The organism is Nonomuraea sp. NPDC049750, assembly GCF_040659625.1.
Classification (GTDB): Bacteria; Actinomycetota; Actinomycetes; order Streptosporangiales; family Streptosporangiaceae; genus Nonomuraea.
The window spans coordinates 603,318-629,784 of the sequence record NZ_JBFANB010000003.1 but is presented as its reverse complement, the minus strand read 5'-3'; the positions used below and the strand labels follow the sequence as shown (position 1 = coordinate 629,784).

General features: G+C 69.8%; 28 protein-coding genes. 9 read left to right on the top strand and 19 right to left on the bottom strand.

Translation table 11 applies throughout. The annotated features are described in order from the left end of the window. Nucleotides 1–75 precede the first annotated feature (75 nt). The 3 genes from AB0J16_RS11370 to clpS are packed head-to-tail and all read right to left on the bottom strand — an operon-like array spanning nt 76 to nt 1,331. Nucleotides 76–477, bottom strand: coding sequence for a M67 family metallopeptidase (locus tag AB0J16_RS11370; protein WP_358537294.1), 402 nt, complete (start codon nt 475–477; stop codon nt 76–78). 10 nt (nt 478–487) lie between these two features. Next, nucleotides 488–1,018, bottom strand: coding sequence for a DUF2017 domain-containing protein (locus tag AB0J16_RS11365; protein WP_358537292.1), 531 nt, complete (start codon nt 1,016–1,018; stop codon nt 488–490). A 10-nt stretch (nt 1,019–1,028) separates the two neighbouring features. Continuing rightward, nucleotides 1,029–1,331, bottom strand: a complete 303-nt coding sequence (clpS, locus tag AB0J16_RS11360) for an ATP-dependent Clp protease adapter ClpS (protein WP_219526749.1) — start codon at nt 1,329–1,331, stop codon at nt 1,029–1,031. Between the two features lie 37 nt (nt 1,332–1,368). Between clpS and AB0J16_RS11355 the strand changes: the two genes are divergently transcribed. The 3 genes from AB0J16_RS11355 (at nt 1,369) to AB0J16_RS11345 (ending at nt 4,250) form a co-directional block, all read left to right on the top strand. Further along, the gene (locus AB0J16_RS11355; protein WP_358537290.1) at nt 1,369–2,652 is read left to right on the top strand and encodes a nicotinate phosphoribosyltransferase; all 1,284 of its coding nucleotides are present in this window, start codon (nt 1,369–1,371) and stop codon (nt 2,650–2,652) included. Nucleotides 2,653–2,667: 15 nt separating this feature from the next. Next, nucleotides 2,668–3,252, top strand: a complete 585-nt coding sequence (locus AB0J16_RS11350; RefSeq protein WP_358537288.1) for an isochorismatase family protein — start codon at nt 2,668–2,670, stop codon at nt 3,250–3,252. 314 nt (nt 3,253–3,566) lie between these two features. Then, nucleotides 3,567–4,250 (top strand): hypothetical protein, encoded by a 684-nt coding sequence (locus AB0J16_RS11345; protein ID WP_358537286.1) that lies wholly within the window; start codon nt 3,567–3,569, stop codon nt 4,248–4,250. Here AB0J16_RS11345 and AB0J16_RS11340 read toward each other — a convergent pair. The 7 genes from AB0J16_RS11340 to AB0J16_RS11310 form a co-directional block, all read right to left on the bottom strand. Beyond that, nucleotides 4,240–4,617: an anti-sigma factor antagonist gene (locus AB0J16_RS11340; RefSeq protein ID WP_358537283.1), complete on the bottom strand. Its 378-nt coding sequence runs from the start codon at nt 4,615–4,617 to the stop codon at nt 4,240–4,242. The genes AB0J16_RS11345 and AB0J16_RS11340 overlap by 11 nt on opposite strands. 264 nt (nt 4,618–4,881) lie before the next feature. Beyond that, nucleotides 4,882–6,630, bottom strand: coding sequence for a DEAD/DEAH box helicase (locus AB0J16_RS11335; RefSeq protein ID WP_357942745.1), 1,749 nt, complete (start codon nt 6,628–6,630; stop codon nt 4,882–4,884). A gap of 133 nt (nt 6,631–6,763) precedes the next feature. Continuing rightward, nucleotides 6,764–7,429, bottom strand: a complete 666-nt coding sequence (locus AB0J16_RS11330) for a hypothetical protein (RefSeq protein ID WP_358537281.1) — start codon at nt 7,427–7,429, stop codon at nt 6,764–6,766. Between the two features lie 820 nt (nt 7,430–8,249). Beyond that, on the bottom strand, nt 8,250–9,884 hold the full coding sequence (locus AB0J16_RS11325; RefSeq protein ID WP_358537279.1) for an MFS transporter: 1,635 nt from the start codon (nt 9,882–9,884) through the stop codon (nt 8,250–8,252). A gap of 76 nt (nt 9,885–9,960) precedes the next feature. Then, nucleotides 9,961–10,941, bottom strand: a complete 981-nt coding sequence (locus tag AB0J16_RS11320; RefSeq protein WP_358537277.1) for a zinc metalloprotease — start codon at nt 10,939–10,941, stop codon at nt 9,961–9,963. A 77-nt stretch (nt 10,942–11,018) separates the two neighbouring features. After that, the gene (locus tag AB0J16_RS11315) at nt 11,019–11,270 is read right to left on the bottom strand and encodes a DUF3039 domain-containing protein (protein WP_358537274.1); all 252 of its coding nucleotides are present in this window, start codon (nt 11,268–11,270) and stop codon (nt 11,019–11,021) included. Between the two features lie 119 nt (nt 11,271–11,389). After that, nucleotides 11,390–13,000 (bottom strand): MFS transporter, encoded by a 1,611-nt coding sequence (locus AB0J16_RS11310; RefSeq protein WP_358537272.1) that lies wholly within the window; start codon nt 12,998–13,000, stop codon nt 11,390–11,392. Nucleotides 13,001–13,153: 153 nt separating this feature from the next. Here AB0J16_RS11310 and AB0J16_RS11305 point away from each other — a divergent pair, with 153 nt between their 5' ends. Continuing rightward, on the top strand, nt 13,154–13,765 hold the full coding sequence (locus AB0J16_RS11305) for a TetR family transcriptional regulator (protein ID WP_358537270.1): 612 nt from the start codon (nt 13,154–13,156) through the stop codon (nt 13,763–13,765). Here the strand turns inward: AB0J16_RS11305 and AB0J16_RS11300 are convergent, their stop codons facing one another. Then, nucleotides 13,766–14,344, bottom strand: coding sequence for a YqgE/AlgH family protein (locus AB0J16_RS11300; protein WP_225290402.1), 579 nt, complete (start codon nt 14,342–14,344; stop codon nt 13,766–13,768). 121 nt (nt 14,345–14,465) lie between these two features. Here AB0J16_RS11300 and AB0J16_RS11295 point away from each other — a divergent pair, with 121 nt between their 5' ends. Continuing rightward, on the top strand, nt 14,466–14,993 hold the full coding sequence (locus tag AB0J16_RS11295; protein WP_358537268.1) for a hypothetical protein: 528 nt from the start codon (nt 14,466–14,468) through the stop codon (nt 14,991–14,993). Nucleotides 14,994–15,135: 142 nt separating this feature from the next. On the opposite strand, the gene AB0J16_RS11290 is transcribed toward AB0J16_RS11295, so the two are convergent. From AB0J16_RS11290 to AB0J16_RS11280, 3 genes are all read right to left on the bottom strand, one after another. Then, entirely contained in the window at nt 15,136–15,702 is a 567-nt protein-coding gene (locus AB0J16_RS11290; RefSeq protein ID WP_358537266.1) for a hypothetical protein, read from the bottom strand. A 181-nt stretch (nt 15,703–15,883) separates the two neighbouring features. Then, nucleotides 15,884–16,339, bottom strand: a complete 456-nt coding sequence (locus AB0J16_RS11285) for a transcriptional regulator (protein WP_358537264.1) — start codon at nt 16,337–16,339, stop codon at nt 15,884–15,886. Between the two features lie 225 nt (nt 16,340–16,564). Then, the gene (locus AB0J16_RS11280; protein WP_358537262.1) at nt 16,565–17,176 is read right to left on the bottom strand and encodes a TetR/AcrR family transcriptional regulator; all 612 of its coding nucleotides are present in this window, start codon (nt 17,174–17,176) and stop codon (nt 16,565–16,567) included. 66 nt (nt 17,177–17,242) lie between these two features. On the opposite strand from AB0J16_RS11280, the gene AB0J16_RS11275 reads away from it, so the two are divergent. After that, nucleotides 17,243–18,649 carry an MFS transporter gene (locus AB0J16_RS11275; protein ID WP_358537260.1) on the top strand — a complete coding sequence of 469 codons (1,407 nt, stop codon included), beginning with the start codon at nt 17,243–17,245 and terminating at the stop codon, nt 18,647–18,649. 333 nt (nt 18,650–18,982) lie between these two features. On the opposite strand, the gene AB0J16_RS11270 is transcribed toward AB0J16_RS11275, so the two are convergent. From AB0J16_RS11270 to AB0J16_RS11255, 4 genes are read right to left on the bottom strand one after another with little or no spacing between them, the layout of a single operon-like run. After that, entirely contained in the window at nt 18,983–20,392 is a 1,410-nt protein-coding gene (locus AB0J16_RS11270) for an NAD-dependent malic enzyme (protein ID WP_357942727.1), read from the bottom strand. A 56-nt stretch (nt 20,393–20,448) separates the two neighbouring features. Further along, on the bottom strand, nt 20,449–21,078 hold the full coding sequence (locus AB0J16_RS11265; RefSeq protein WP_358537258.1) for a cytidylate kinase-like family protein: 630 nt from the start codon (nt 21,076–21,078) through the stop codon (nt 20,449–20,451). Nucleotides 21,079–21,087: 9 nt separating this feature from the next. Further along, nucleotides 21,088–22,026 (bottom strand): tetratricopeptide repeat protein, encoded by a 939-nt coding sequence (locus tag AB0J16_RS11260; protein WP_358537255.1) that lies wholly within the window; start codon nt 22,024–22,026, stop codon nt 21,088–21,090. Continuing rightward, complete coding sequence (locus AB0J16_RS11255; protein ID WP_358537253.1) at nt 22,010–22,561, bottom strand: MarR family transcriptional regulator; 552 nt, start codon at nt 22,559–22,561, stop codon at nt 22,010–22,012. The genes AB0J16_RS11260 and AB0J16_RS11255 overlap by 17 nt, the downstream gene beginning before the upstream one ends. A 232-nt stretch (nt 22,562–22,793) precedes the next feature. Here AB0J16_RS11255 and AB0J16_RS11250 point away from each other — a divergent pair, with 232 nt between their 5' ends. The 3 genes from AB0J16_RS11250 (at nt 22,794) to AB0J16_RS11240 (ending at nt 25,158) form a co-directional block, all read left to right on the top strand. Further along, the gene (locus AB0J16_RS11250; protein ID WP_358537251.1) at nt 22,794–24,155 is read left to right on the top strand and encodes a hypothetical protein; all 1,362 of its coding nucleotides are present in this window, start codon (nt 22,794–22,796) and stop codon (nt 24,153–24,155) included. A gap of 27 nt (nt 24,156–24,182) precedes the next feature. After that, entirely contained in the window at nt 24,183–24,854 is a 672-nt protein-coding gene (locus AB0J16_RS11245) for a DUF4230 domain-containing protein (RefSeq protein ID WP_358537249.1), read from the top strand. A 151-nt stretch (nt 24,855–25,005) separates the two neighbouring features. After that, nucleotides 25,006–25,158 (top strand): hypothetical protein, encoded by a 153-nt coding sequence (locus AB0J16_RS11240; RefSeq protein WP_357646632.1) that lies wholly within the window; start codon nt 25,006–25,008, stop codon nt 25,156–25,158. A gap of 108 nt (nt 25,159–25,266) precedes the next feature. On the opposite strand, the gene AB0J16_RS11235 is transcribed toward AB0J16_RS11240, so the two are convergent. Then, the gene (locus AB0J16_RS11235; protein WP_358537246.1) at nt 25,267–26,451 is read right to left on the bottom strand and encodes an acetyl-CoA C-acetyltransferase; all 1,185 of its coding nucleotides are present in this window, start codon (nt 26,449–26,451) and stop codon (nt 25,267–25,269) included. Nucleotides 26,452–26,467 lie beyond the last annotated feature (16 nt).

Genomic DNA, 26,467 nt, shown 5'->3' with positions numbered 1-26,467 from the left:
TTCCTGATCAGCGACAGTCGTAGACGACGACAGCCGGGGTATGCGCGAAGAGGTAGCTCTGCACCGGCCGGACCATCATGGTACGAACCTTACCTCTTCCTCTGTTATCGCCCCATCGAGGATCCGGTACGAGCGGAACTCCGTCTCGTCCTCGTCCCTCGTCGAGACCAGAACATAGTGGGCGTCCGGCTCTGAGGCGTAGGTCACGTCGGTGCGCGAGGGGTAGGCCTCGGTCGCCGTGTGGGAGTGGTAGATCACGACGGGCTCCTCGTCGCGGTCGTCCATCTCGCGCCAGACGCGCAGCTGCTCCAGCGAGTCGAAGCGGTAGAAGGTGGGCGAGCGCTCGGCGTTCTCCATCGGGACGAACCGCTCGGGCACCCCGCCCCGTCCCGCGATCACGCCGCACGCCTCGTCCGGGTGGTCGGCCCGCGCGTGGGCAACGATCTTGTCCACGAGTTCCTGCGAGATCGTCAGCATGTCGGGGAAATTACCAGAGGGCCCGGACCAGGGTGTCCTGCAGGTAGGTCAGCCAGTCGTAGGTGACGTAGGCCGGGTAGCGGGGGTCGTCCTCGGACATCGTGGCGATCTCGTCGTGGATCTCCTCGGTCACCTCGAGCTTGGTGCCGAGCGCCAGTCGCACGTCGTTGAGCGAGCGCAGCCACGCCTGGGCCTGCTCGGGCGTCAGCTCGCTGCGGCCCGGCCGGGCGCTGTCGAGCATGGTCTGCGCGTCGGCGCGCTTGCCGTCGCGCAGCGTCGCCTCGGTGTAGCGGCGGAACTCCGCCGCCTCCTTCTCGTCCTGGTAGGCCGAGGGAAACAGCCGGGCGAGCACCGGATCGGACGGCACCGTCCCGGCCCCGATGCCGATCCCGAGCGCCCGCTCCAGCGGGTCGTCGCCCGTCTCGCCCGGCGCCACCAGGCCGAGCACCTGGGTGACCAGCGAGCGCAGGATCGACACCTCCGCCGCCTCGAACTCCGCGATGACGCCGCCGCCGTCCCGCGTCGAGAACCCCGAGTTCACGTGTGCCGCCTCACTTGACCGAATCCGGCTGAACCGTCGCCCACAGCCCGTAGGAGTGGAGGATCTGCACGTCGCGCTCCATCTCCTCCCGGGTGCCGCTGGACACGACGGCTTTGCCTTTCTTGTGCACGTCCATCATGAGTTTTTCGGCCTTCTCCTTGGAGTAGCCGAACACCGTCTGGAAGACGTACGTCACGTAGGACATGAGGTTGACCGGGTCGTTCCAGACGATCGTCACCCATGGCAGGTCGGGCCGGACGTCCGTTGACGGACGCTCGACGGCCATTGGAGCAGTGCTACCCACATCCCCCATCCTGCCCTACCCCGGCCGTAGTCTTCGAGTCGTGGCAATGACCATGAGCACTGCGTTGCTCACAGATCACTATGAACTGACGATGCTTCAGGCGGCACTGCGGAGCGGCGCCGCCCACCGGCGGGCGGTTTTCGAGGTGTTCGCCCGGCATCTACCGGGCGGACGGCGCTACGGGGTTGTCGCCGGGACGGGACGTGTCCTGGACGAGCTGGAGAACTTCCGTTTCGGTGACGAAGAGCTGACCTATCTGCGGGAGAACGAGGTGGTCGACGAGGCGACCCTCGATTTCCTCGCCGGCTACCGGTTCTCCGGAGACGTCTACGGTTACCGCGAGGGCGACGTCTACTTCCCCGCCTCCCCGATCATGGTGGTGGAAGGAACGTTCGCGGAGGCCGTACTCCTGGAGACTTTGACCCTTTCCATCCTCAATCATGACTGCGCCATCGCCTCCGCCGCCTCCCGGATGACGAACGCGGCGGGCAAGCGCCCGATCATCGAGATGGGCTCGCGCCGTACGCACGAGTGGGCCGCCGTGGCCGCCGCCCGCGCCGCCTACATCGCCGGGTTCGCCTCCACCTCCAACCTGATGGCCGGGCGGGTCTACGGCGTCCCGACGGCCGGTACGGCGGCGCACGCGTTCACGCTGCTGCACGACTCCGAGCGGGACGCGTTCGAGGCCCAGATCGCCTCCCTCGGCCCGGAGACCACGCTGCTGGTCGACACCTACGAGGTGGCCGACGCGGTCCGCACGGCGATCGAGCTGGCCGGCGCCAAGCTGGGCGCGGTGCGGATCGACTCGGGCGACCTGGCGGCGGCCGCGCAGGAGGTGCGCGAGCAGCTCGACGCTCTCGGCGCCTTCAACACGCGCATCGTGGTCACCTCCGACCTGGACGAGTACGCCATCGCCGCCCTGGCCGCCGCCCCCGTCGACGGCTACGGCGTGGGCACCTCGCTGGTGACGGGCTCGGGCGTGCCCACCGCCGCGCTGGTCTACAAGCTGGTGGCGCGCGAGACCGCGGCGGGCGTCATGGAGCCGGTCGCCAAGCGGTCGGTCGGCAAGCCGTCGCGTGGGGGGCGCAAGGAGTCCTACCGCCTGTTCGACGAGAGCGGGCACGCCGACACCGAGCTGATCACCACGTCGGGGCCGGCGCCGGAGGGCGGTGTGCGGCTGCTGCACCAGCTCGTACGAGACGGCGAGGTCATCGGCAGGGAGCCGTTGACCGCGGCCCGCGAGCGACACGCCGAGACGATCGCGCACCTGCCCCAGGAGGCGCTGCACCTTGGCAGGGGGTATGCGGCGATCGCTACGGAGTTCGCCTGACGTAGGGTGCTTCGTATGGGGACCGCGCTGATCATCGTGGACGTGCAGAACGACTTCTGCGAGGGCGGGAGTCTGCCCGTGGCGGGCGGTTCCGAGGTGGCCGCCGCGATCACCCGCTACGTGGACGACCACGGCTACAACCACGTGGTGGCCACCCGCGACTACCACGTGGACCCGGGCGACCACTTCTCCGACGCCCCCGACTACGTGACGACCTGGCCCGCGCACTGCGTCGCGGGCACGCCTGGGGCGGACTTCCACCCGGCGTTCGACGTCTCGGCGGTGGAGGAGGTCTTCTCCAAGGGCGCCCACGCCGCCGCGTACAGCGGGTTCGAGGGCACCTCCGGTGACGACGTGTCGCTGGCCGCCTGGCTGGACGAGCACGGGGTGAGCGAGGTGGACGTGGTGGGGATCGCCACGGACCACTGCGTCCGCGCCACGGCGCTCCACGCGGTCCAGCACGGTCTGGCCGTACGCGTGCTGCTCGACCTCACGGCCGGGGTGGCACGGGAGACCACGGACCGCGCGCTGGCGGAACTGAGGGCCGCGGGCGCCGTCCTGCAGGGCACACCGTCCGTGGGCACACCGTCCGTGGGCTGACCTTCCTCCGCACGCTGACTTTCTTTCGCGCGGCGACTTTCTCTCGCGCGCCGTCCGTGTGCCGCCCATCGCAGGCCGCCCGATGCATCGGGCTTTCGCACGCCGCCCGATGCACGGCCTTTCCACGCCGCGTGGGCAGACCGTCAGCGCCCGCGTTCGAGGCCTTTCCCACGCCGCCCGCGCTCGCGAAGCATCGGCCACGAAGAGTACGCGATGCGCGACGCTGCGGTCATGTGATATCCAGAAGGCGAACGCTCTCCGCGCCCACCCCGCCACGGAGAGCGATATGACTTCTTCCTGGTGTGAGGTTCCCCATGCTCACCTTTTCCCTCGGCCTCGCCTGGCTGCTGCTCGCCCCGCTCAGCCTCTGGGTGCTCGTCCGCGGGCGCAACGGAGCCAGGGTCGGGGCGGTGATGACGCTGGCACTGCTGGAGGTGGCCACGGTCGCGATGACCGCCGAGGAGCAGGAGGCCGCGGTCGTCGCCCATGAGGCGCCGCCGAGCGTGTTCTCGATGGCGTGCGCGGCGCGTACGCCGATGCCGCAGACGGCCCGGCTGAGCGGCGCGCGCGACGATCTCACGCTGTCCTGGCCCGCCGCGCCCGACGAGTGCGCGACGGCACAGGTCACGCTCCGCCCCAAGGGACGCGGGCTGCGCGTCTGGATCCGCGAAGGGCCGACGGTGGGCGAGGGCAAGGGGGCGCGTACGGTGCCCGTACACGTCGTCGGGGGCGCCGCCTCGCTGCGAGTGCCACTCGACCCGCCCGCCCCCGCGCGGCTCAGCCCGGTCGACGGCCACACCGGCCACCGCATCCCAGCCGCGACCGACGACCGTCCTGGCACCCCGGCCGCAACCGACGACCGCCCTGATGCGCCAGCCGGGACCGATGAACGTCCTGGCACCTCAGCCGGGACCGATGAACGTCCTGGGACCCCAGCCGTGACCGACGGACGCCCCGGCGGCCCAGCCGCGACCGACAGACGACGTCCTATGAGATGACGGAGCCCTGCCGCAGCGCCTCGTCCAGATCGGCGTAGACCTCGAACGCGTGCCGCAGCCCCGTGATGAACAGCACCCGCCCCATGACCCCTTGAACCCCGCCCAGCAGCAACCGGGTCCCCCTGGCCTCGCACCGCTGCAGCACCTCGACCAGCTCGCTCATCCCCAGGGAGTCGCAGAAGGTGATCTCCCGCAGGTCCATGATCAGGACGGGCATCGCCGGGTGCGCCCAGACGCGCTCCATGTGCTCCCGGAAGAGGGGCACCGCGGAGGCGTCGAGATCGCCGTTCAGCCGGGTGACGATGGCGTTTCCCGAGAGGCCGGAAGTGACGACGAACGTCGATTTACCCGTGGCCCCAGCTGACATGGAAGAAATCCTTCTGTTCATCCCAAGGCAGCCATCGTGGGTCGTAGCCGATGCGGCTGGGCGTCCACCGAAAGGCCACCGCGGTGTGACCAACCGCGTTACTGACCTCTGGATCGGCACCCGGCACGGCCATGAGCAGGCTCTTCGCTGCCGTGTCCTAACCGTGACACTATTCGGGGCCCATGGCCACCGGATCGCGAAGATCCCTATCACGCCGTCTTGGGGTCGCCCGGCGAGGAGGGAACCCCTCGCCGGGCGGTTGCCCTAGCGTCGCTGGGTGGCCCACTGGCGGATCTTGGCGATCCGCTCCTGGATCTCGGCGGCGGTGGCCTGGGCGATGGGCGGCCCGCCGCACGCCCGGCGCAGGTCCGAGTGGATGACGCCGTGGGGTTGGCCGGTGCGGTGGTTCCAGGCGCCCACGAGGCCGTTGAGCTCCCGTCGGAGCTCGGCGATCTGCTCGTGCGGCGCCAGCGCGGGCGGTGCGCTCTCGGCCTTCTTGGCCTTGGCCGCCTGCTGGTCCGACTGCCGCTTGCGCAGCAGCGTGGCCACCTGGTCGGGCTCCAGCAGGCCGGGCAGGCCGAGGAAGTCCTCCTCCTCCGCCGAGCCGACCTCCGCCCCGGTGCCGAACTCGCCGCCGTCGTAGAGCACCCGGTCGAACGTCGCCGAGGTCTCCATCATCTCGAACGGCAGCTCGTCACCCAGGACGTCTGGATTGTCCTTTTTCCTGTTGGCCTGTTCGAGCAGGCTGTCGTCGAGCCCGTCCTCCGGCGGACGGCGGTTGAGCACGTGGTCGCGCTCCAGCTCCATCTCGTTGGCCAGGCCCATGAGGGTCGGCACCGAGGGCAGGAACACCGAGGCCATCTCACCGCGCTTGCGGGCCCGCACGAAGCGCCCGACCGCCTGGGCGAAGAACAGCGGCGTGGAGGTCGAAGTGGCGTAGACCCCGACGCACAGCCGCGGGATGTCGACGCCTTCGGACACCATCCGGACCGCCACCAGCCAGCGATCATTGGACGCGGCGAACTGCTTGATCTTGTTCGACGCCCCCGGATCGTCGGAGAGCACGACGGTGGCGCCCTCGCCGGAGATGTTGCGCAGGTGGCGGGCGTAGGCGCGGGCCGCCTCGTGGTCGGTCGCGATGACCAGGCCACCGGCGTCGGGGACGCCGCGCCGCACCTCCGTCAGCCGCCGGTCGGCCGCCTCCATGACCTGGCGGATCCAGTCGCCCTTGGGGTCGAGCGCGGCGCGCCAGGCCTGGGAGAGCTGGTCCTTGGTGAGCGGCGTGCCCAGCGTGGCGGCGAGCTCGTCGCCCGCGCGGGTGCGCCACTTCATCTCCCCGGAGTAGGCCAGGAAGATGACCGGCCGGACGACCCCGTCATCGAGGGCCGGGCCGTAGCCGTAGGAGAAGTCGGAGACGCTGCGCTTGAGCCCCTCGGTGTCCTCCTCGTAGCCGACGAACGGGATCGGGTTGTCGTCGGACCTGAACGGCGTGCCGGTCAGCTGGAGCCTGCGGGTGGCCGGCTCGAACGCCTCACGGATGCCGTCGCCCCACGACTTGGCGTCGCCCGCGTGGTGGATCTCGTCGAAGATGATGAGCGTCTTGCGGGCCTCCGTGCGCGCCCTGTGGAGGGCCGGGTGCATGGCGACCTGCGCGTAGGTCACGGCCACGCCGGTGTAGTCGCGGGAGGTGGCCCCCTGGCTGTTCTTGAACTCGGGGTCGATGCCGATGCCGACCTTGCTGGCGGCGTCGGCCCACTGGCGCTTGAGGTGCTCGGTGGGAGTGACGATGGTGATCGCCCGGATCACCCCATTGGCGAGCAGCTCGCTGGCGATGCGCAGGGCGTAGGTCGTCTTGCCCGCGCCCGGCGTCGCCACGGTGAGGAAGTCACGCGGCTCGCGCCTGAAATACAGGTCGAACGCCTCCTGCTGCCAGGCACGCAACTTGGGGGCGGTGCCCCATGCGGCGCGGTCGGGGTAGGAAGGCGAAAGGTGGGATGCGGCGAAGGTGCTCACCGCATCACCTCTGGGGTTCGTGTGCTTCGCTGTCTCACAGTGACCCAAGAGTAATCGGGCCCACCGACAAGACGTGCCGTGCACCGGGGATCCTGGCCAAGCTCATCCTTGCGTGCTAAGGGGCGTACGGGGCTTATCGCACGCTCGACATCACCGCGTCGAGCGCCTGCCTTCTGGTGGTTTCTTCGGGTTGGAGCAGGCCAACGAGCAGCACTGCCTTGCCGTCCCGGGTGAGGAGTGTGACACGTAGGTAGGCGGGTGTGTTCGCCACATCCTGGTATTGCGCTCGTAGCGCACGCGTGTGCCCTTGCGGGAGAACTTTGTCCTCCACGATGTCGACCTTGTCGCCTTTGAGCAGCAGCCTGGAGTACAGCTCCGCCGCGTCCTTTGTGGCCTTCGTCACGTCGGCCGTGGGATCGGGGACCGGCTTGGCCATGATGAGCGCGCCACCGCTCCTGGCGGCCGAAGTGAATCCGGTCACAGGCGGCACCCCGGCCTCCTGCCACCCCGCCGGCAGCGTGATCGTCACCCCCGCCCGGGAGTCGCTCAACCGCGCCGTCGCGGGCGCTGGGACGACCAGCCGCAGCACGACCATGACCAGCGCCGCGATCAGCCCGGTGGCCAGGAGCAGGGTGAGCACCGCCCCGGTAGGCCGCCGCCACCGGCGCCCCCGTACCCGCCCCGACAGGCCGGGATCGGCGGGCACCCCGTAGTGGCGGGCGGACGGGGGCAGGGACTCCCAGGGCACCTGCGGATCGCCGTCGTCCCGCTCGAGCCCCCGCCCGGCGGTCCGCCGCAACCGCGGATTCCACAGATCCTCCGGCTCGTCCCCCTCCTCGCCCTCGGGATCGCCCCTCCCGTGCCACGAATACCCCCCACCGACCTCGTCATCGTCACTTGCAGACCCCCGCCGCACCCACCCGAGCCCCCCGGACAAGGGACCTCGCCGCGCGGCCCCGCCATCGCGCCCGGGGCCCCGCCGTGAGGAACCGTCATCGTCTAGGGGGTCCCGCCGTGAAGCCTGTCCCTCGCGCAGGGGGTTCCGCGGCGCGGCCCCGCCATCGCGCTGGGGGTCGTGCGCGGCACTGTCCTCGCGCACGGGATCCCGCTGTGAGGACTCATCACCGCGCAGGGGGTCCCGCCGTGAGGGCCCGCCATCGCGTACGGGCTCCCGCCGCCCGACCCGCGGGTACGGATCCGCGCCCCTGCGCCCCGGACCCGGCGCCTCCTCGCGCCGCTGAGACGCCGTGCCGGACGACCGCTGGGCCTCCGTGCCGGTCGACCGTTGAGGCGCGGGGGCAGGTGGCCGCAGGGGTGCCGTGTCGGACAACCACCGTGACGCCGTGCCAGATGGCCGCTGGGGCTCAGGGTCAGACGGCTGCTGGGGCTGAGGGTCGGATGAGTGTTGGGGCTGGGGCTCGGACGACTGCTGGGGCTCGGCGTCGTCGGGTGGAGGTGCGGGAGGTGTGCGGCGGTGCCTGGCTCCCGAGCTCGGCGGCCAAACGCGGTGATCGTCCTCCATGACACCTCCTGCCCGCTGTCCTATCACTCCTGCCCGCGCGGGTCCGGCGTTCCGTGATCGCTGTGACAGGAGGGACAAGAATCACCCTTGAACCGGGTCAGTCGGAACGAGTGCGAGAGGCGAGAAGGGTCGCCGCGAGGGATATGGCCGACATGAGACAGCAGATGACCACGAAGCCCCGCGCGATCATTCCCGGGCTGTGCCCGATGACGTTGATCAACGCGCCCCCGAGCCCCACCGCCAGCGCGGACCCCAGCATGTCCGTCACCGAGAGCGCGGCGGAGTTGGCCCCCTGCTCGTTGACCGGCGACTGCTTGAGCGCCGTGACGCTGACCGTGGTCATTCCTATGCCCATGCCGAACCCCGCCACGATCCACGCCGGCACCGCGACCCAGCCGGTGACCCCGGGCAGGACCGACAGCAGCCCGAGCAGTACACCCGTCATGACGCAGGCGGCTCCCATTCGGATCCGCCTGTGCGGCTCGACAGTGCGCCTGCTCTGCAGGTAGGACCCGGTCGACCAGCCAAGGGCCCCGGTCGTGAGCGCGATGCCCGCAGCCGTGGGGCCGAACGATTTGACCTGCTGGAGGGCCAGGGGAATGAAGGAGTTCACGCCGAAGAAGGCGGCCGAGAACAGGCCGCGCATCATGATCGTGGTCGGCAGCCCCCGGCTGAAGCGCAGCGCGCCCGGCGGCAGCAGCTTGGCCAGGCCGTACCCGAGGCAGACCAGCCCGACCAGGACCGCGACGGCGCTCGGCACCGGCGAGACATGAAGCTTGTCCACGCCGTACAGCAGCACACCCGCCCCACCAGCTGACGCGGTGGCGGCCACGGTCATCGCGAATGGCCTGGAACGCGCCCCTTCCACCGACCCACCACCCGCACCAGACGAGCCAGATGAGCCGGGCAAGCTCGATGACCCGGACGGCCCCGACGAGCCGGACAAGTCGGCCGAGCCCGCGTCCCCAGAGGTGCGGGACACGCCCGCATGCCCGGAGGTGTGGGACACGCCCGCGTCGCCGGAGGCGCGGGACACGGCCGATTCCTCGGAGGTGTGGGACACGGCCGCTCGCCCGGATGTGTGTGGCTCGTCCGCGTCCCCGGAGGCCCGGGGCCCGTCCGGCTCGTGGGCGGGCTTGTTCAGGGCGGGAACCAGCATGACCAGAGCGGGCACGACGAGCGGGATGATCCCGAAGAACACCCACCGCCACCCCAACGTGTCCGCCACGAACCCGGCCACGGCCGGTCCGACCATGGCGGGCACCACCCACGCCGCCGACAGCCCCGCGAACACCTTGGGCCGCACGTCGGCCGGATAGACCCGGGCGATCATCACGTACACGGCGACGATCGTGCATCCGGCGCCCAGCCCCTGCACGGCCCGCGCGGCCAGGAACAACACCTTGGTCGACGCCGCGCCCGCCAGCCCCATCCCGACCACGAACAGCACCACCCCGACCAGGAACGGAATCGTGTACCCCCGCCGGTCCGACCAGAGCCCGGACACCACGTTCGCGAACAGGCTGGCGATGAGGAAGGCCGAGAAACTCAGGCCGTAGAGGTCGAGCGCGTCGAGTTGCTGGGAGATGACCGGCATGACCACGCCCACCGACATGCCCTCGAAGGCGATCAGCGTGATCACCAGCAGGATGCCGATGGTGGCCGTCCGATAGGCCGAACCGAAGATGCGAGGTTGATCGTACGGAGTGTCGAGTGCCTTCGGTGCTGTCACCCAAACATCCTAGTTGTGCCGCTATTTCAGGACGACGCACCAGTCAGCGCGACGCACATGTCAACGCGACGCCCCGTCAGAGGGCGGACAGTGAGCCGCGGCCCCGGTAGACGGCCCACATCTGGTGCATGCGTTTCGCCTGCTCAGCCGTGAACTCCCACATGCACCGGTCATGCGCGTAGTCCATGTAGTTGTGGATGGGGTCCAGACCCCGCTCCGCGCAGGTCTCCTTGGAGTCGGGGCAGCCTTCCGTGGGCCTGGCCTCGGGTGGGGTGTCGGTGATGCCGTCGCCCGGGTACGCGCAGCCGTTCTCGAAGGTGTGGAAGAGGCCGAGCCAGTGGCCGATCTCGTGTACGCCGGTGTAGCCGCGGTTGTAGTTGACCAGCGTGCCGCCGGGCAGGCTGCGCCAGTCGATGACGACGCCGTCGAGAGTAGGGCTGTCCTTGTACCAGTAGGGGTAGGTGGAGAAGCCGAGGACGAGGTCGCCCAGCTGGCCGATGTAGAGGTTCAGGGTCTCGGGGCCGCCCCGGCGCAGGGCGGACTTCATGGCGCGCTCGTTGCCGATCGGGTCGATGAACCAGGAGGCGTCCTCCTTGACCGAGATGCCGTCGAGGCGAAAGCGCACGCCGGTGGCGGCGCCGCCCAGCGCGCCGCTGTAGGCGGAGTTGAGCGCGTCGATCTGCGCCCTGACGTCCGCGTTGGAGGCCCGCCTGGCGCCGTCGGTGAGTACGTGTACCCAGGTAGGAACGATGACCTCGTCCGGGACCGTCACCCCGGCGAGCCGCTGGGCGAGCTCGTCCAGCACCTGCTCGACGTCCCGTGGCCGGGGCTGCCGCGGCCCCAAGGACCGCGGATCGTCCCCCAGCCCCCAACCCGGCCTGGGCGACCCACCCTCACGGGCCACGGCGCCATCGTGGGCAGCGCGCAGACCCACCTCGCGCGGCGAGTCCGCGGCGGCGCAGTCAGGTGCGGGGGCCCCGGAGGCGGGACGGAGCGGCGGTGTGAGCCCGGCCGCGAGCAGGCATGCCAACGAGACGGCGGTCGCGCGCCGGGCCATGCAATCCCCCGTTACGGTATGAGTAGGTCCGTATGCAGACCGTAGCCCTACCGTGGGTGATCACACGTGATCAACACTCACTCGTTGTCGTCGTCGCCGCCCGACGGCAGCCCCTCGTAGATCTCCTTGCACTCGGGGCACACCGGATATTTCTTGGGGTCGCGGCTGGGCACCCAGATCTTGCCGCACAGGGCCCGGATCGGCGTGCCGGTTACCATACTCTCGGTGATCTTGTGCTTGTCCGCGTAGTGCGCGAACCGCTCATGATCGCCGTCGCCATGCGACGTCCGCGGGGTGGTCTCCTGCTCAGGGAGGATCTTCGTGCTCACGCCACCGAGTCTATGCCCGCCTCCGAGCGCGTCTTCCCGGTCGAGATCGTTCAGCCCACCCCTTGGACACGCGTACGGCCCCCGCCATCAGGCGAGGGCCGTACAGATGAAAAGAAGGGTCAGCCCATGTGCACCGGCGCGCCCTCGGTCTTGCGGCCGCTCTTGACGAACAGCGCCAGAACCGCGGTGAGGACCGCGACGCAGGTGCTGACCAGGAAGGCCAGGTGCATGCCGTCCATGAACGCGTTGTGCACGGCCCCGCCCACCAACTGTTGGAGCTGCTGCGGGGTGCCGGCCGGGAGCCCGCCGAACGCGGCGGCCTTCTCCAGCAGCGGCAGCTGTTCCGCCGGGATCCCCTTGGCCGCCGGGCCGAGGTAGCCGGGCAGCTTGCTGGAGATCTCGGAGGCCATGACGGCGCCCAGGATCGCGGTGCCGAGCGCGCCGCCGACCTGCATGGCCGACTGCTGCAGACCGCCCGCGACACCGCTGAGCTGGATCGGGGCGTTGCCCACGATGATCTCGGTGGCGCCGACGAATACCGGCGAGAGGCCGAACGCCAGCAGCACGAACGGAATGCCGCTCTCGATGAACGAGGCGTCGATGCTCAGCTGCGACATGAGGAACATCGCGGCCGCGGTGATCAGCAGGCCGGTGGCCATCGTGATCTTCGGACCGACCCTGCCGATCATCATGCCGGCGAGCGGCGAGGCCACGATCATGCCGGCGCTCATCGGCAGCATGCGCAGGCCCGCGTCCAGCGGGCTCAGACCGTGAACGCCCTGGAAGAAGAAGCCGAGGAAGAACATCGCGCCGAACATCGCGAACGCCACCATCATCATCAGCACGGTGCCGATGGAGATGGACGGGTTCTTGAACAGCGACAACGGGACCAGCGGCTGCTTGGCCTTGCTCTGCCAGAAGACGAAGGCGGCGATGAGCACCACGAACCCGGCGATGAAGGTGAGCGTCGTGCTGTCGCCCCAGCCCCACTCGGGAGCCTTGATGATCGTCCAGACGAGCGAGAACATCGCGCCCGACAGCAGCACCACGCCGAGCCAGTCGATCCTGGCCAGCGACGGGATGCGGTTCTCCTTGATGAGGAAGATGCCCAGGATCAGCGCGATGATCCCCACCGGCGCGTTGATGAAGAAGACGGACTGCCAGCTGACGTTCTCGACCAGGACGCCGCCCACGATCGGGCCGGCCGCGCTGGACAGGCCGATGATGGCGCCCCAGGCGCCCATGGCCGCGTTCAGCTTCTCACCGGGGAAGGCACCGCGCAGCAGAGCCAGGGCGGCGGGCTGAAGCAGGGCGCCGAACAGGCCCTGCAGCACGCGCAGGCCGATCAGCGCGCCGATCGGCGACACGCCCGGGACGATGTCCGCCAGCTCCTGGCTGAGGCCGATACCGATCGAGGACAGCGCGAACCCGGCGACACCGATCAGGAAGACCCGCTTGTGTCCGAACAGGTCCCCGAGCTTGCCCGCCGTGATCAGGAACACCGCCAGCGCCAGCAGGTAACCGCTGGTCACCCACTGCAGATCGGACAGCGACGCGCCCAGATCGTGCTGGATGGACGGGTTGGCGATGCCGACCACGGTGCCGTCGAGCATCACCATGATGACGCCCAGGCAGACCGCCAGAAGCACCAGCCATGGGTTGCCGCCCCCGGTCCCCGTCTCCCTGGGGCCGGGCGACGACGGCGCGTCGACCGTCCTCGCGTGAGCCATGAAGTCCCCCTCAATGCCGCCCCATAACGGGGCATAAGTCACTTAAGCCTCAGGTAATCTATGGCAGTCCATGACAGATGACAAACGAGTTTTATTTGTCGGACTATGACTTATGGCACACTATGCCAGGAAGGTATCTAGGGAGTGACGCAAGTGGGTCTAAGGGAACGCAAGAAGGAGAAGACGCGCCTGGCAATCCTCGACGCCGCGCTCGACCTGTTCCTCGAACAAGGGTACGACTCGACCACCGTGGACCAGATAGCGGGGTCGGTCGAGATCTCCCCGCGGACGTTCTTCCGCTACTTCACCAGCAAGGACCATCTCGTGCTGTGGTACCACGACCAGGGCGAGGAGATCATGCAGGAGACTCTGCGGAGCCGCCCGGCCGATGAGCCCCCGTTCACCTCGATGATCCACGCGGTGCGCGCGGTCGCGCACGACATGGATGACTCAACACCCGAGGACACGGCGAGATTCCTGAAGTTGCGGCGGCTTCTTGACGAGAATCCGCGCCTGGTCGGCCTGTCCGTCGCCAGAGGCTCGGAGACGGAGCGGCGCCTGGCCGTCGAGATCGCGGCCCGCAGGGGCGTCGACGTTACGACCGATCAGCGTTCGCACCTTATCGTCGCGTTCGCGATGTCGATCCTCCGGGTCGGGTTCGAGTGCCCGCAGGCCGACTTGACGGACGTGCGGATCATCGTGGACCGCATGGAGGAGACCCTCGAACTCGCCCAGAACGCCTTCCGCCCCGGCTGGGACGTCTAGCTAGTTCAGTGTCGGGTCGTCCGGGCAGGTTGCCACGAAGGCCAGTTCGCCCGGCTGACGCCGGAGGACGTTGCGCCACAGGGAGCCGGGGTCGGTGTGGAAGGTGTCGCCTACCTCCGAGTCGACGACGTACCAGGCTCCTTCGGCGATCTCGCTCGCCAGCTGCCCGGACGTCCAGCCGGCGTAACCGGCGAAGATCCGCATCTGCGCGATCTCGCCCTGCAGGATCTCGGGCGGCGCGTCCAGGTCGACGGTGCCCAGGCGGGAGACGGCGGGCGTGCCCGCGTGCAGCCTGCGCCAGCCCAGCGGCTCCTCGCCGCTCGGCACCGCGGCCAGCGCCAGCGCGCTGTCGGTCTGCACCGGACCACCCTCGAACAGCACAGGTGGCCCGGTCACCAGCGGGTCCCACACCGGCAGCACCTGCGTCACCGAGATGTCGCTCGGCCTGTTCAGCACTACGCCGAGAGTGCCGCCGTCGAGGTCGTGTTCGAGGATCAGCACGACGCTACGACGGAAGTTGGGGTCGTCGAGAAGCGGCGTCGCCACCAGTAAACCGCCGACGTAGATCGCTTCCGCCATACCTCCATCATGAAGGGTCAACCCCACATCTCGCTCCCCCACCACCTGCATGTTACTTCCTGTAGTCATACGGGCACTATAGGTACCAAAGATCGCTATCCTGCGGGCTCGGGAGGAGCTAATGCGCATCGCGGACCGTCGCACGCTCGCCCTCCTGCCGCTCGGCGCGTGGCTGCTCCTCCCCGCGACGGTGGGGGCCTGGGCGAGATCGTCCGATCCCGGCGACCGTTTCACGATGTCCGCCGGGCGGACCGACTGCGGGAGCGGGCAGGCGCTGGTCACCTTGCGCAACCAGAGCCGCCAGCCGGCCCGCTTCGACCTCAAGGCCGACTCGGCCAGTGTCGCCACCGGATCCATCCCCGCCCGCGAGTCGGTGACCCGGAACGTCCACGTCCGCCGGGGCCACAGCATGAAGATCGAGGCGTTCTCGGTCACCGCCGACCACCCCGACACGCTGATCGACTCGACGCGGGTACGCAACACCTGCTCCGGACGCCAGGGTCGCCACCTCCCCCGCACGAGCCGCCACCTCCCCCGCACCGGCCCGCCGACCGACCTGCTCGCCAAACTGGCCACCGCGGGTGGACTGCTCCTCACCGGCGCGGCCTTCTGGTGGTACAGCTCCATCTGGCCACGCGGGTCCTTCTGATCCCGCACGACCCAAGCCCGCACGACCCAAGCCCGCAGAACCCAAGCCCGCAGAACCCAAGCCCGCAGAACCCAAGCCCGCAGAACCCGAGCCCGTACGACCCGTTCCCGTACGACCTAGTGGAAATCGGAAATCAAGCAGTTCAACCCAGGTCGCGATCGCGGAGGCGGATCAGGGCGGTGGCGGTGAGCAGCGCGGTCAGCGAGAGGATCAACGTCAGGGGCGCCACGGTGTACGGCTCGCCCGACACCGTGTTCGGCGTGTAGTGGAAGGGCTCGACGCGGCTCCAGCCCCACAGCCCGATCAGCGGTCCCCCCAGATCACCCACCACGATCACCACGGCCCAGACCCTCCACGACAGCGCCACCGACGCCCGCGGCAGCACCCCCACGGCGAAGGCGGCGAACGCCCCCACGAGCCAGGCGGCCGGCACGTGTTCGAGCGCGGCGAGCAGCATCCGGCCCACCGCCGGGTCGACCATGACCAGCGAATAGATCAGCCCCGTGACGAATCCGCCGAGCGCCAGCGTGCCGAGCGCTGCCACGGCTAGGTGCGCCGCCGCCCAGCGCAGCCGGCTCACCGCGGTCGACAGCAGGGCCTCGGCGTGGCCGGAGGCCTCCTCGTGGTGCAGCCGGAGCGTGGCGAGCACCGGGTAGAGCGCGACCGTGTACGCCAGCAGGAGCACGATGATCCACAGGTACGCGTCCACCGGATCCCCCGACGGGCCCCGTACCGCTTCAAGAAGACGTCGAGGACCCAGCCGGGCTGGTCGGCGAGGCGGGGCGCGACGCCGCTGAGGCCGGCGAAGAGCGTGGCCGCGGCCGCCAGCCCATGGCCCACGCGAGACGGCGGCGTGGCCCGCGTGGGGCCCGCCGCGTCCGCGCAGGGTTTTAGCCGGAGGCCTGGTCGAGCACCTTGGCGAGGTCGGCGATGGCGGTCCTGGCCGACTCGATGCGCCTGGTCTGCGCCTCGTCGGTCCAGCCGAGCCGCAGCCCTTCGGCGGCCACCTCGTCGAACGCGGTGAACGCGGCGAGCTTCCGCCGGATGACCTTGGACCAGGCGTCGTCCTCGATCTGGTAGTAGACGGTCCGCTCCCCTGGCCTGCGGAACCTGCGGATGAGTTTGATGGACGTCAGGAGCTGCATGTTCGTCGTGAGCGACGCGCGGCTCGCGCCGATGGCGTCGGCGATCTCGCCCGCGGTCTGCGCCGGCGGATCGCACGCCATGAGCCAGCCCAGGACGCGGCCGGTGATCGGGGCGAGGCCCCATTCCGCGGAGACGAACCCGGCCACCCGCTCGACCCATTCGAGCACCTGCTCGCGGTCGGGGCCGTCCTGCGTACTCATGCGGTCATCCTAACGTTCACCTTTTTGCCAGTTATTTCAGACTAGACTGAAACAACTGGCAACGGCAAGCCGGTGTTTACCTGTCGCATGATTTCTGGTCCTGGGCGCCACCGGCAGGACCGGGCGGCGCGTCGTCGGAGGCCGGGATGGAATGGACGATCCTGCAGCCGGGCGCCTTCCACAGCTCGCGCCTGATCCCGTACGGCGACGCGACCGGCAAGGCCGTCACCCGATGAAGGCCCCGTTGCGGGCCGCGACAAGAGCGCGCGTCGCCGCCCGCTCGGCCGTCGCCTTGTCCACCGGCTCCTTGGTGACCAGCAGGCGATAGTAGAGAGGGGCCGAGATCGCCCTGATGACCTCGTGGCCGTCGGTACCCTCCGGGAGTTCGCCGCGCTGGATCGCCAGGTCGATCGATTTGCCCCACTCCGCGATCCGGCGCTCGTAGAAGGTGCTCAGGGCGGCCGCCGCCTCCTTGTCGCAGGTGGCCGCCGCGATGACGGCCTGCAGCGTGGCGCCCAGGCGTTCGTCCGTGATGGCGGTCAGGACGCTCAGGGCGTTGGCGCGCAGGTCCTCCTCGATCGTGCCGGTGTCCGCGTGCGCGGCGGACTGGTCGGCCAGCTCCGTCATGAGGTCGGCCACCAAGCCCGCCGTACCGGCCCAGCGGCGGTAGACCGTGGTCTTCCCGACGCCTGCCCGGGCGGCCACCGCGTCCATGCTGAGGCCGTGGAAGCCGTGGAGCACCAGCTCATCCTGGGTGGCTTCCAGGACCGCCGCCCGGACCCGGGCCGTGCGGCCACCGGGACGCACCGTTCCAGCCAAACGGGAATCCTGTTCCATTAAGGCTCCTTAGCGTGCTAGCGTCATCCCATCTTAACGGAACTAGAGACCCATTAGGGGGATGACATGTCCGTGGCCTTGCAAGCCGTCCGGATGACGGGGCGGCAGCGGCTGGTCCTGGTGCTGTTGCTCGGCTCCCAGTTCATGCTCGCCGTCGACTTCTCCATCCTGAACGTCGCCCTGCCGGTGATCGGCGCCGGACTCGGGTTCGAGCTGGCCGACCTGCAGTGGGTGGCGACCGCGTTCGCGCTCGCGGCGGCCGGGTTCACGTTGCTGTTCGGCCGGATCGCGGACCTGTTCGGGCGACGCCGGTTGTTCCTGGGCGGGATGGCGCTGCTCGGGCTCTCCTCGCTGGCCGGCGGGCTGGTCACCTCACACGGCATGCTCCTGGTCGCCAGGGTGGCCCAGGGGCTGGCCACCGCCGCCGTCACCCCGGCCGCCCTGGCGCTGCTGACCACCTCGTTCCCCGAGGGGCCGCTGCGGGCGCGGGCGCTGGGGCTGAACGGGGCGCTCATGTCGGCCGGTTTCACCTCCGGCGCGATCCTGGGCGGGCTGCTGACCGACCTGCTGAGCTGGCGGTGGGCGTTCTTCGTGAACGTCCCGGTCGCGCTCGCCGTCCTGGCCGCCGCCCCGGCCCTGCCCGCCGAGAGCCGCCCCGCGGACCGGCCCAAGATGGACCTGCCGGGCGCGGTGACGGTGACCACGGGCCTGCTGGCCCTGGTGTACGGGCTCACCCGCGCGGGCGAACACGGCTTCGCCGACCCGGCCGGGATCGGCGGGCTGCTGGCTGGGGCGGGGCTGCTGGTCGCCTTCTGGTTCGTCGAACGGCGGGCGCAGGCACCGCTGGTGCCGGTGACGATCCTGGCCAGGGCCAGCGTGAAGTGGGGCAACCTCGCGGGGTTGGTCGCGTTCGCCACGGAGACCTCACTGGTCTTCCTCATGACCCTCTACCTGCAGAAGGTCCTCGGCTACTCGCCCCTGGCCACGGGACTGGCGTTCGGGGTGCTCGGGCTCGGCACGGTTCTCGGCGGGCTCGCGGCCCCGCGCGTGCTGTCCCGCCTCGGCAACCGCAGGACACTGGCGACCGGCTTCGCGGTGCAGGCCGCGGCGACGGCGGCGTTGGCCCTGCTCGGCCCGGAGGCAGGCTGGATCTGGCTGCTCCTGGTGGCCACCTTCGTCGGCGGCGTCGGCAACATGCTGGCGATCGTCGCCTTCATGGTGACCGCCACCTCTGGCCTGCCCGCCTCCGAACAGGGCCTGGCGACGGGCCTGGCCACCATGACGCAGCAGATCGGCATCACGATGGGCATCCCGATCATGAGCGCGATAGCGACGGCCGCCATGGGCACGATCCTGCAAGGAGTAACGACCGCGGTCCTGATCAACGCGGCCCTGGTCCTGGCCATGGCAGCCCACACCGCACTCAGAAGGGAAGACCCCCGGGCGGCCGCGCCCTCGATCGACGCTTCATGACCGCCCCTCGCCACACAAGAACGCAGCCAGCCGACCGCTGAACGTCTCCGACGAGGCGGGCGCCCAGCACCAGTTACCGACCCTGCGGGCGATAGCCACGGCCGACGCCCACCCGAGCCCTTCGGGCCGACGCCCACCCGCGCCCCCGGTCGGACTACCGCATCATCCCGCCGGTCACGAAAGAGTCGCCACCGGCCCAGAAGGCGCCGTAACGGCGCCCCGCCACCCACCGGTCAGCGGCCGTCTTCCTGGAGGCCCTCAAGCACGGTCGGCGGGTGGCGGTGGGAGCGGCTGTGCCGTAAAAAGAGGCGATTGTCTGCTTCTAAAAAGCAATCAGGCTTCTGTAAAGCCTCTCGCACGGCCCCCCGCCGAGTCGCGGACGGCGGCGGCCACGGCCGTCGCCACGTCCGGGTGGAACACGCTGGGCACGATGTAGTTGGGCCCGAGCTCCTCCGGAGACACCACGGCCGCCAGCGCGTGCGCCGCCGCCAGCAGCATCTCCTGGCTCACCTCGGTCGCCTGGGCGTCGAGCAGGCCGCGGAACACGCCCGGGAACGCCAGCACGTTGTTGATCTGGTTGGGATAGTCGGAGCGGCCGGTCGCCACCACGGCCGCGTGCTCGCGGGCGTCGTCGGGCGACACCTCGGGCTCCGGGTTGGCCAGGGCGAACACCACCGCGCCGTCGGCCATCGTGGCGATGTCGTCGCCGGTCAGGATGCCCGGCGCGGACACCCCGATGAACACGTCGGCGCCCTTGACCGCCCCGCGCAGGTCGCCCGAGTAGCCCTCGGCGTTGGTGTGGTCGGCGATCCAGTGGAGCGACTCGTCGAGGTCGTCGCGGCCCTTGTGCACGGCGCCGAGGTAGTCGCAGACGATGACGTTGCGCGCGCCCGCCGCGAGCAGCAGGCGCAGCACCGCGTTGCCCGCCGCGCCCGCGCCCGCCATGGCGATCTTGACACCCTCGATGGGCTTGCCCACCACGCGCAGCGCGTTGGTGAGCGCGGCCAGCACGCAGATGGCGGTGCCGTGCTGGTCGTCGTGGAAGACCGGGATGTCGAGCAGTTCGCGCAGCCGCCGCTCGACCTCGAAGCAGCGCGGCGCGCCGATGTCCTCGAGGTTGATGCCGCCGAAGCCCGGCGCGATGACCTGGACCGTACGGACGATCTCGTCGACATCCTGCGTGTCGAGGCAGATCGGCCAGGCGTCGATGCCGGCGAAACGTTTGAACAGGGCCGCCTTGCCCTCCATGACCGGCAGCGCCGCCTCCGGGCCGATGTTGCCCAGGCCGAGCACGGCGGAGCCGTCGGTGACGACGGCGACCGTGTTGCGCTTGATGGTCAGGCGCCGCGCGTCCTCCTTGTTGCGTGCGATGGCCATCGACACGCGCGCCACACCGGGGGTGTAGGCCATGGACAGCTCGTCGCGGTTGCGCAGCGGGACCTTCGACACCATCTCGATCTTGCCGCCGAGGTGCATGAGGAAGGTGCGGTCGGAGACCTTGTGGATGACCACGCCGTCGACGGATTCGAGCTGGTCGACGATCTCCTGCGCGTGGTCGGTGTCCCTGGCCGCGCAGGTGACGTCGATGCGCAGCTTCTCGTGACCCGCGTTGGTGACGTCGAGCGCGGTGACCACACCACCCGCCGACTCCACGGCGTGGGTGAGCTGGCTGACGGCCTTGCCGCCTGCGGGCACCTCAAGCCGCACGGTGATCGAGTACGAGACACTAGGGACGGTCGCCACGTCAATTGCTCCTTCGGGACTGACCAAGAAGTTATCCCATGGTAGGGCGGGTTCGGTCAGTCGAGTGCCTCGGCCGCCGTCGCGATCAAATCTACGCAGGTCGCTACAGGAATGCTCGTACTATCGATAACCAGGTGATACAGGGACGAATCAGACGGATCCGCCCGGTAGAAGTGGCGCACGTACGCCGTGCGCGCGCGGTCGTTGTCCTCGACGATCTTGCGCGCCTCGCGCTCGCTGAGCCCGCCCAGCGTGGCGGTCTGCCGCACCCGGCGTTTGAGCGGAGCGTCGAGCCTGACGTGCAGCGCGCCGGGATGGTCGGCCAGCACCAGGGCCCCCGCCCTGCCCAGGAAGACACCGCCCCGGTCCCGCGCAGTGTCCACGAGCAGGCGTTCGGTACGGCGGACGAACTCCTCCTGAGCGATCGGCATCGCGCCGGGGACGTACATGTCGACGCCGCCGAAGGTGACCGTCGGCAGCCGCATCGCGCCGGAGAGCAGCCGGCCGAGGCCGTGTTCGGCCCGGTCGTCGTGGGCCAGCGCCTCCTCCAGCGTGCAGCCGAGCTCCTCGGCGACGGCGCTGGGAATGGCCCGGTCGACGAAGGGCACACCCAGGCGTTCGGCCACGGCCGGACCTATGTGGCTACCGGCCGTGCCATATGTCGCCGAGATCGTGACGACCCGCATATGTCCAGGTTAGAACAACGCGCTGGACAAAGCTCTACGTGCCTTGGCCAAAGAAGGGTCTTCGGCGGGTAGCGCGTCGAACAGGCCGAGCAGGTGGCGCCGGGCCTTGTCCCGGTCGTCGCCCGAGGTGCGCTTGACCACGCCGATGATCCGGTCGAACGCCTCGTCGATCGCGCCCGACAGCATCTCCAGGTCGGCGGCGAGCAGCTGGGCGTCGATGTCGGCCGGGTCCTGCAGGCGACGCTGCACGTCGGCCGGGTCGACGTCGGCGGTCCGCTTGATCAGGCCGACCCCCGCCAGCCCCATCTTCGCGTCCTCGTTGCCCGGCGAACGGGCCAGCAGCCGCTGGTAGGCCGCCTCGGCGGCGTCGAGGTCGCCCTTGTCGACGGCCTCCTCGGCGGCCAGCACGTCGGGGTCGGCGGGCGGGCCGGTCGGCTCGTCCTGCTGCTCTCCCACGTCTGCCGGGCGGGCGTCGGGGTTGGCCTGGTAGAACTGCTCGACGGCGCCCATCAGCTCGTCGAGCCAGCGGCGCACCTCCTGCTCGGGCAGCACCTGCTGGAAGCCGGTGACGGCCTGCCCCTGGAAGATGGCCAGCACGGTCGGCACCGCCTGCACCCGCAGCGCCTGCGCGATCTGCGGGCTGCCATCGACGTTGACCTTGGCCAGGATCGCCCGGCCGCCCATGTCGCCGACCACTTTCTCCAGCACCGGACTGAGCTGGGCGCTGCCGGGAGCACGTGGCGACCACAGGTCGAGGACGACCGGCACGCTCATCGAGCGGTCGATGACCTCGGTAGTGAACGTCTCCTCGGTCACGTCGATGATCGAACCCGGCGCGGCCGCCTGGGGACCCCCGGCCTCCCGCCGGGACTGTGCCTCGAGTGCCTGCTTACGCGCGCCCAGATCAACGGCTCCGTAGAGCGACCCAGGCCTAGAGAAGTCCGCCATGCTCCTCATCTTGCCGCATGGACGCGGCGGAGAAGTCACCCGCCGCCACCCTCAGCGTGCGCAACCGGTCAAAGAGCTGCCGCAGCTCGTCCTCGCCGTACATGGTCAGACCGAAGTCCGCCGCCATCAGATCGGCCGTGGCCCGTTGCACGACATCACGTCCGGCGTCGGTGATCTCGGCGAGCACCCCGCGGCCGTCCTGCGGATTGGGCATCCGGCAGACGAATCCCGACTTCTCCAGCCGGTCGATGGTGTTGGTCACACTCGTCGGATGCACCATGAGCCGCTCGCCGATCTTCCACAGCGGAAGGGCGCCGGCCTTGCTGAAGGTCAGCAGCACCAGGGCCTCGTACCTGGCGAAGGTCAGCCCGTACGGCTTGAGGAGCGAGTCGAGTTGCGACAGCAGGATCTGGTGGGCTCTCATGATCGAGGTGACGGCGGCCATGGCGGAGGAGGCCCCGAAGTGAGCGCGCCAGGTCTCCGCGGCGCGGTCGATGGGATCGAACGGCAGATTGAGCGGCTTGGGCTGCGACACAGCGCTACCGTAGCGCGCCGCTCGTCCTGATTAGTATGGTTACGGAGAGCGATCGGACTCACGGCTTGACCAAGAATCCGGACGTCAATCATCACGCTCCGTTATGGTTCTCGCATCGATGGTGACGCGGAAGCCAAGTTCACTCGCCGTGGGGACCGGCCCGAACTGAATCGCTTCCGCCGCGCCGACACGGGGCACGGGGGGTGCTTGGTGATCTTCAATGGAAAAACGGGTGCGTGAGCACGCGGGCGTTACACGTGAGGAGTTGAAGCAGAGCGCGGCCGTCACGGTTGCCGTGCTCCTTGCGCTCGGCTTGATCGCGGCGTGGAGCGTCCTGATTCCTGGTGTAGACGCGTGGGAAAATATCGTGGCCGCGGTCATCGGTTCGCTCCGGCTGACCGGGCCCGTGGCCGCCGCCTTCGCCGCGTGGGTGGCGATGCGCAAGCGCAGGGCGCTGCGCGGCCGCTCACTGACGACCTGGCGGGCGCTGAAGGCCCCGCTGGCGATCGTCGTGGTGGTGCTGGGCTCGTTCAGCGCGACCGTGCTGGTGCTGGCCATCAAGACGGTGCTCACCGAGCAGTCGGGGCGGCTGAGCCTGGCCGGGCTCGGCGTGGGCATGGCCGGGCTGGCCCTCTACTCGGTGATCGGGTGGATCACGGGCTGGCTGCTGCCCAGGGCCTACACGCCGCCACTGGCCGGGCTGGCCTGCTACGGGCTGTTCACCTGGCTGGCCGGCGGCCGGGGCTGGGCCGACAAGCTGGCGCCCGGCACGGGCGAGCCGTACGACCTGTTCCAGGGGCTCGGCGGCACGGCGTTCCTCGACCAGACGGTCTGGCTGCTGGGCATCACGGCGGCGCTGCTGCTCGGCTGGGCGGCGGTGGTGACCAGGCAGGCCCTGGTGCTGGCGTGCGCCCTGCTGGCCGTGCTCGCCGCGGGCACGGGGGTGGCCCGGCTGCTGGGCGCGACCAAGCCCGCCGCCGCCCAGGGGATCGCCTACAGCTGCCAGGACTGGCCGATCACGGTCTGCCTGCATCCGGGCATGCGCGCGGGCCTGACCGAGCTGGGCGCGGCCTTCACCAAGATCGCCTCGCGGCTGGCGGGCACGCCCGCCGGGTTCACCCGGGTCGAACAACGGCCGCTGGAAGAGCCACTGCAGCCGTCCGCCGGGCTCGCGCAGATCCACGTGCCCGACCTGTCGGCGGGCTTCGCCGACGAGGCCGTGTACGAGTACGTCGAGTCGCTGGCCGCCAAGTGCCCCGACACGCCCGCCGGCGGCTACCGCGAGATCGTGGTGGCCTGGCTGCGCGGTGAGCCGCTGCCGGGCGGGCCACTGCCGGAGCACCAGTACGCGGCGGCCTGGTTCTCCGGGCTGAGCGAGCATCAGCGGCGTGAGTGGCTGCGCATGTTCTTCAGCGACTTCCAGGCGTGCAAGCTGTCGAGTACGCACTTCGGCGGCGGCCCGGCGGGTGCCGCGGCGGCTCCGGTGGCGGCCTCGACGGGCTCGCCACAGGTCTATCCGGTCTATCCGAATCCCAGCGACGAAGAGCGCTCTGCCGACTGGGGATCGGAGATGTCACCTAAAAGCTGGCAATGATGATCGATCGTCGGGTAGTCAACCGGCATGACGACTTCCCAAACGGCGCCCCCTGCGGTTACCCCGCAGCGGCGCCGCCGGTGGCGATATCTGGCCGGGTTCCTGGTCGTGGTGGTTCTGCTCGTGGTCGGCGGCCGCCTGGCCTGGTCCTGGCTCAATCCGTTCGGCGAGCAGACCATCGACCGCAGCCAGCCGGTGCTCCTGCAGTCCATCAAGGACCTGAGCCGGTTCGAGGCGGCGACCGGCAACTTCCAGGTCGTGGTCGACCTGGAGAAGGACGCCCGCTTCCTGCCCGACGCCATCAAGGGCAGCCGGACGCTGTTCGTGGGAGCGGGCAACGTGGACGCCTATGTCGACTTCTCCGGCATGGCGGCCAACGGCGTGACGGTCTCCAAGGACCGTAAGGAGGCCACGATCCGCCTGCCCCGCGCGCAACTGGAGAAGCCGAACCTCGACAACCGGCGTTCCTACGTCTTCGCGCAGCAGCGCGGGCTGCTGGACCGCGTACAGGGCTTCCTGTCGTCGTCTCCGAATGACCAGCGGGAGCTGTACGTCCTGGCCGAGACCAAGATCGCCGAAGCCGCGGCGTCCAGCGACCTGCGGGCCCGCGCCGACACCAACACCAAGGCCATGCTCGAAGGGATGCTCAAGTCGCTCGGGTTCGCCAAGGTGACGGTGAAGTTCGCCGACCAGCCCTAAGTGCCTTAGGTCCTCCGACCGGCGCCCTAGGTATCTCCTCATGTCGGCCTACGACCACAGATAGGGCATCCGCCCGATGTGGCGGCAGGGGCCTTAGGAGCAACCTAGAAAGTGCCAGGGAAGAGGACCGAAAGAAACCGGGAGCATTCGGATGAACGCCGAACTCGAATACGTCGTCATGAAGAACCACGCGGACGAGCTGCGCGAGGCCGCGGCCGAGCACCGCCGGGTACGCGAGGCACTGAAGGGACAGAAGGCCGAGCGTCGTCACCGCTCGGTGTTCGCCAAGTTCCTCTCCTCATGACCACCGCCAAAAAGCCCGGCCGCAACCTCCCTCGCGGCCGGGCCTACCTACCTCCGTAGGCCGAAGGGGTGAGAGCCGAGCTCTCACCCCTTCCGTCTGTGCATAGAGTTACGCGGGTACGCGGATGATGAGCGCGTCGCCCTGACCGCCACCGCCGCACAGCCCGGCCGCGCCCAGGCCGCCACCCCGGCGCTTGAGCTCATGGGCCAGCGTGAGCACGATGCGCGCGCCCGAGGCGCCGATCGGGTGGCCGAGCGCGATGCCGCCGCCGTTGACGTTGACCCGGTCGAGGGACACGCCCAGCTCCTTGGCCGACTGGAGCACCACGCTGGCGAACGCCTCGTTGATCTCCACCAGGTCGAGGTCGCCGACGCTCAGGCCCTGCTTGGCCAGGGCCTGCTTGATGGCGTTGGCGGGCTGCGACTGCAGCGAGGTGTCGGGCCCCGCGACGTTGCCGTGCCTGCCGATCTCCGCCAGCCAGGGCAGCCCCAGCTCCTCGGCCTTGGCCTTGGACATCACGACCACGGCGCAGGCGCCGTCGGAGATCTGCGAGGCCGAACCGGCGGTGATCGTGCCGTCGGCGGCGAACGCCGGCCGCAGCCCGGCCAGCGTGTCCACGGTGGTGTCGCCGCGGATGCCCTCGTCCTCCTTGACGACCACCGGCTCGCCGCGCCGCTGCGGAAGCTCCACCGGCACGATCTCGTCCTCGAAGACGCCGTTCTTGGTGGCCGCGGCGGCCAGCTGGTGGGAGCGGGCGGAGAGCGCGTCCTGCTCCTCGCGGCCGATGCCGAGGCGGGCGTTGTAGCGCTCGGTGGACTCGCCCATCGCGCACTGGTCGAACGCGCAGAACAGCCCGTCATGCGCCATCGAGTCGAGCACTTCGGCGCCGCCGTACTTGACGCCCTTGCGCATGCCCGGCAGCAGGTGCGGCGCGTTCGTCATGGACTCCATGCCGCCCGCCACCACGATGTCGAACTCGCCCGCGCGGATGAGCTGGTCGGCCAGGGCGATGGCGTCGAGCCCCGACAGGCAGACCTTGTTGATGGTGAGCGAAGGGACGGTCATGGGGATGCCCGCTTTGACCGCGGCCTGGCGGGAGGGGATCTGCCCGGCGCCCGCCTGGAGCACCTGGCCCATGATCACATATTCGACGTCCTCCGGCGACACGCCGGCGCGCTCCAGGGCGGCCTTGATGGCGATGCCCCCGAGCTCCACGGCGGGCAGCCCGGACAGAGCGCCCAGCAGTCTGCCGATCGGCGTACGAGCTCCGGCTACGATGACGGACCCAGACATGGCGACGGCCTCCTGT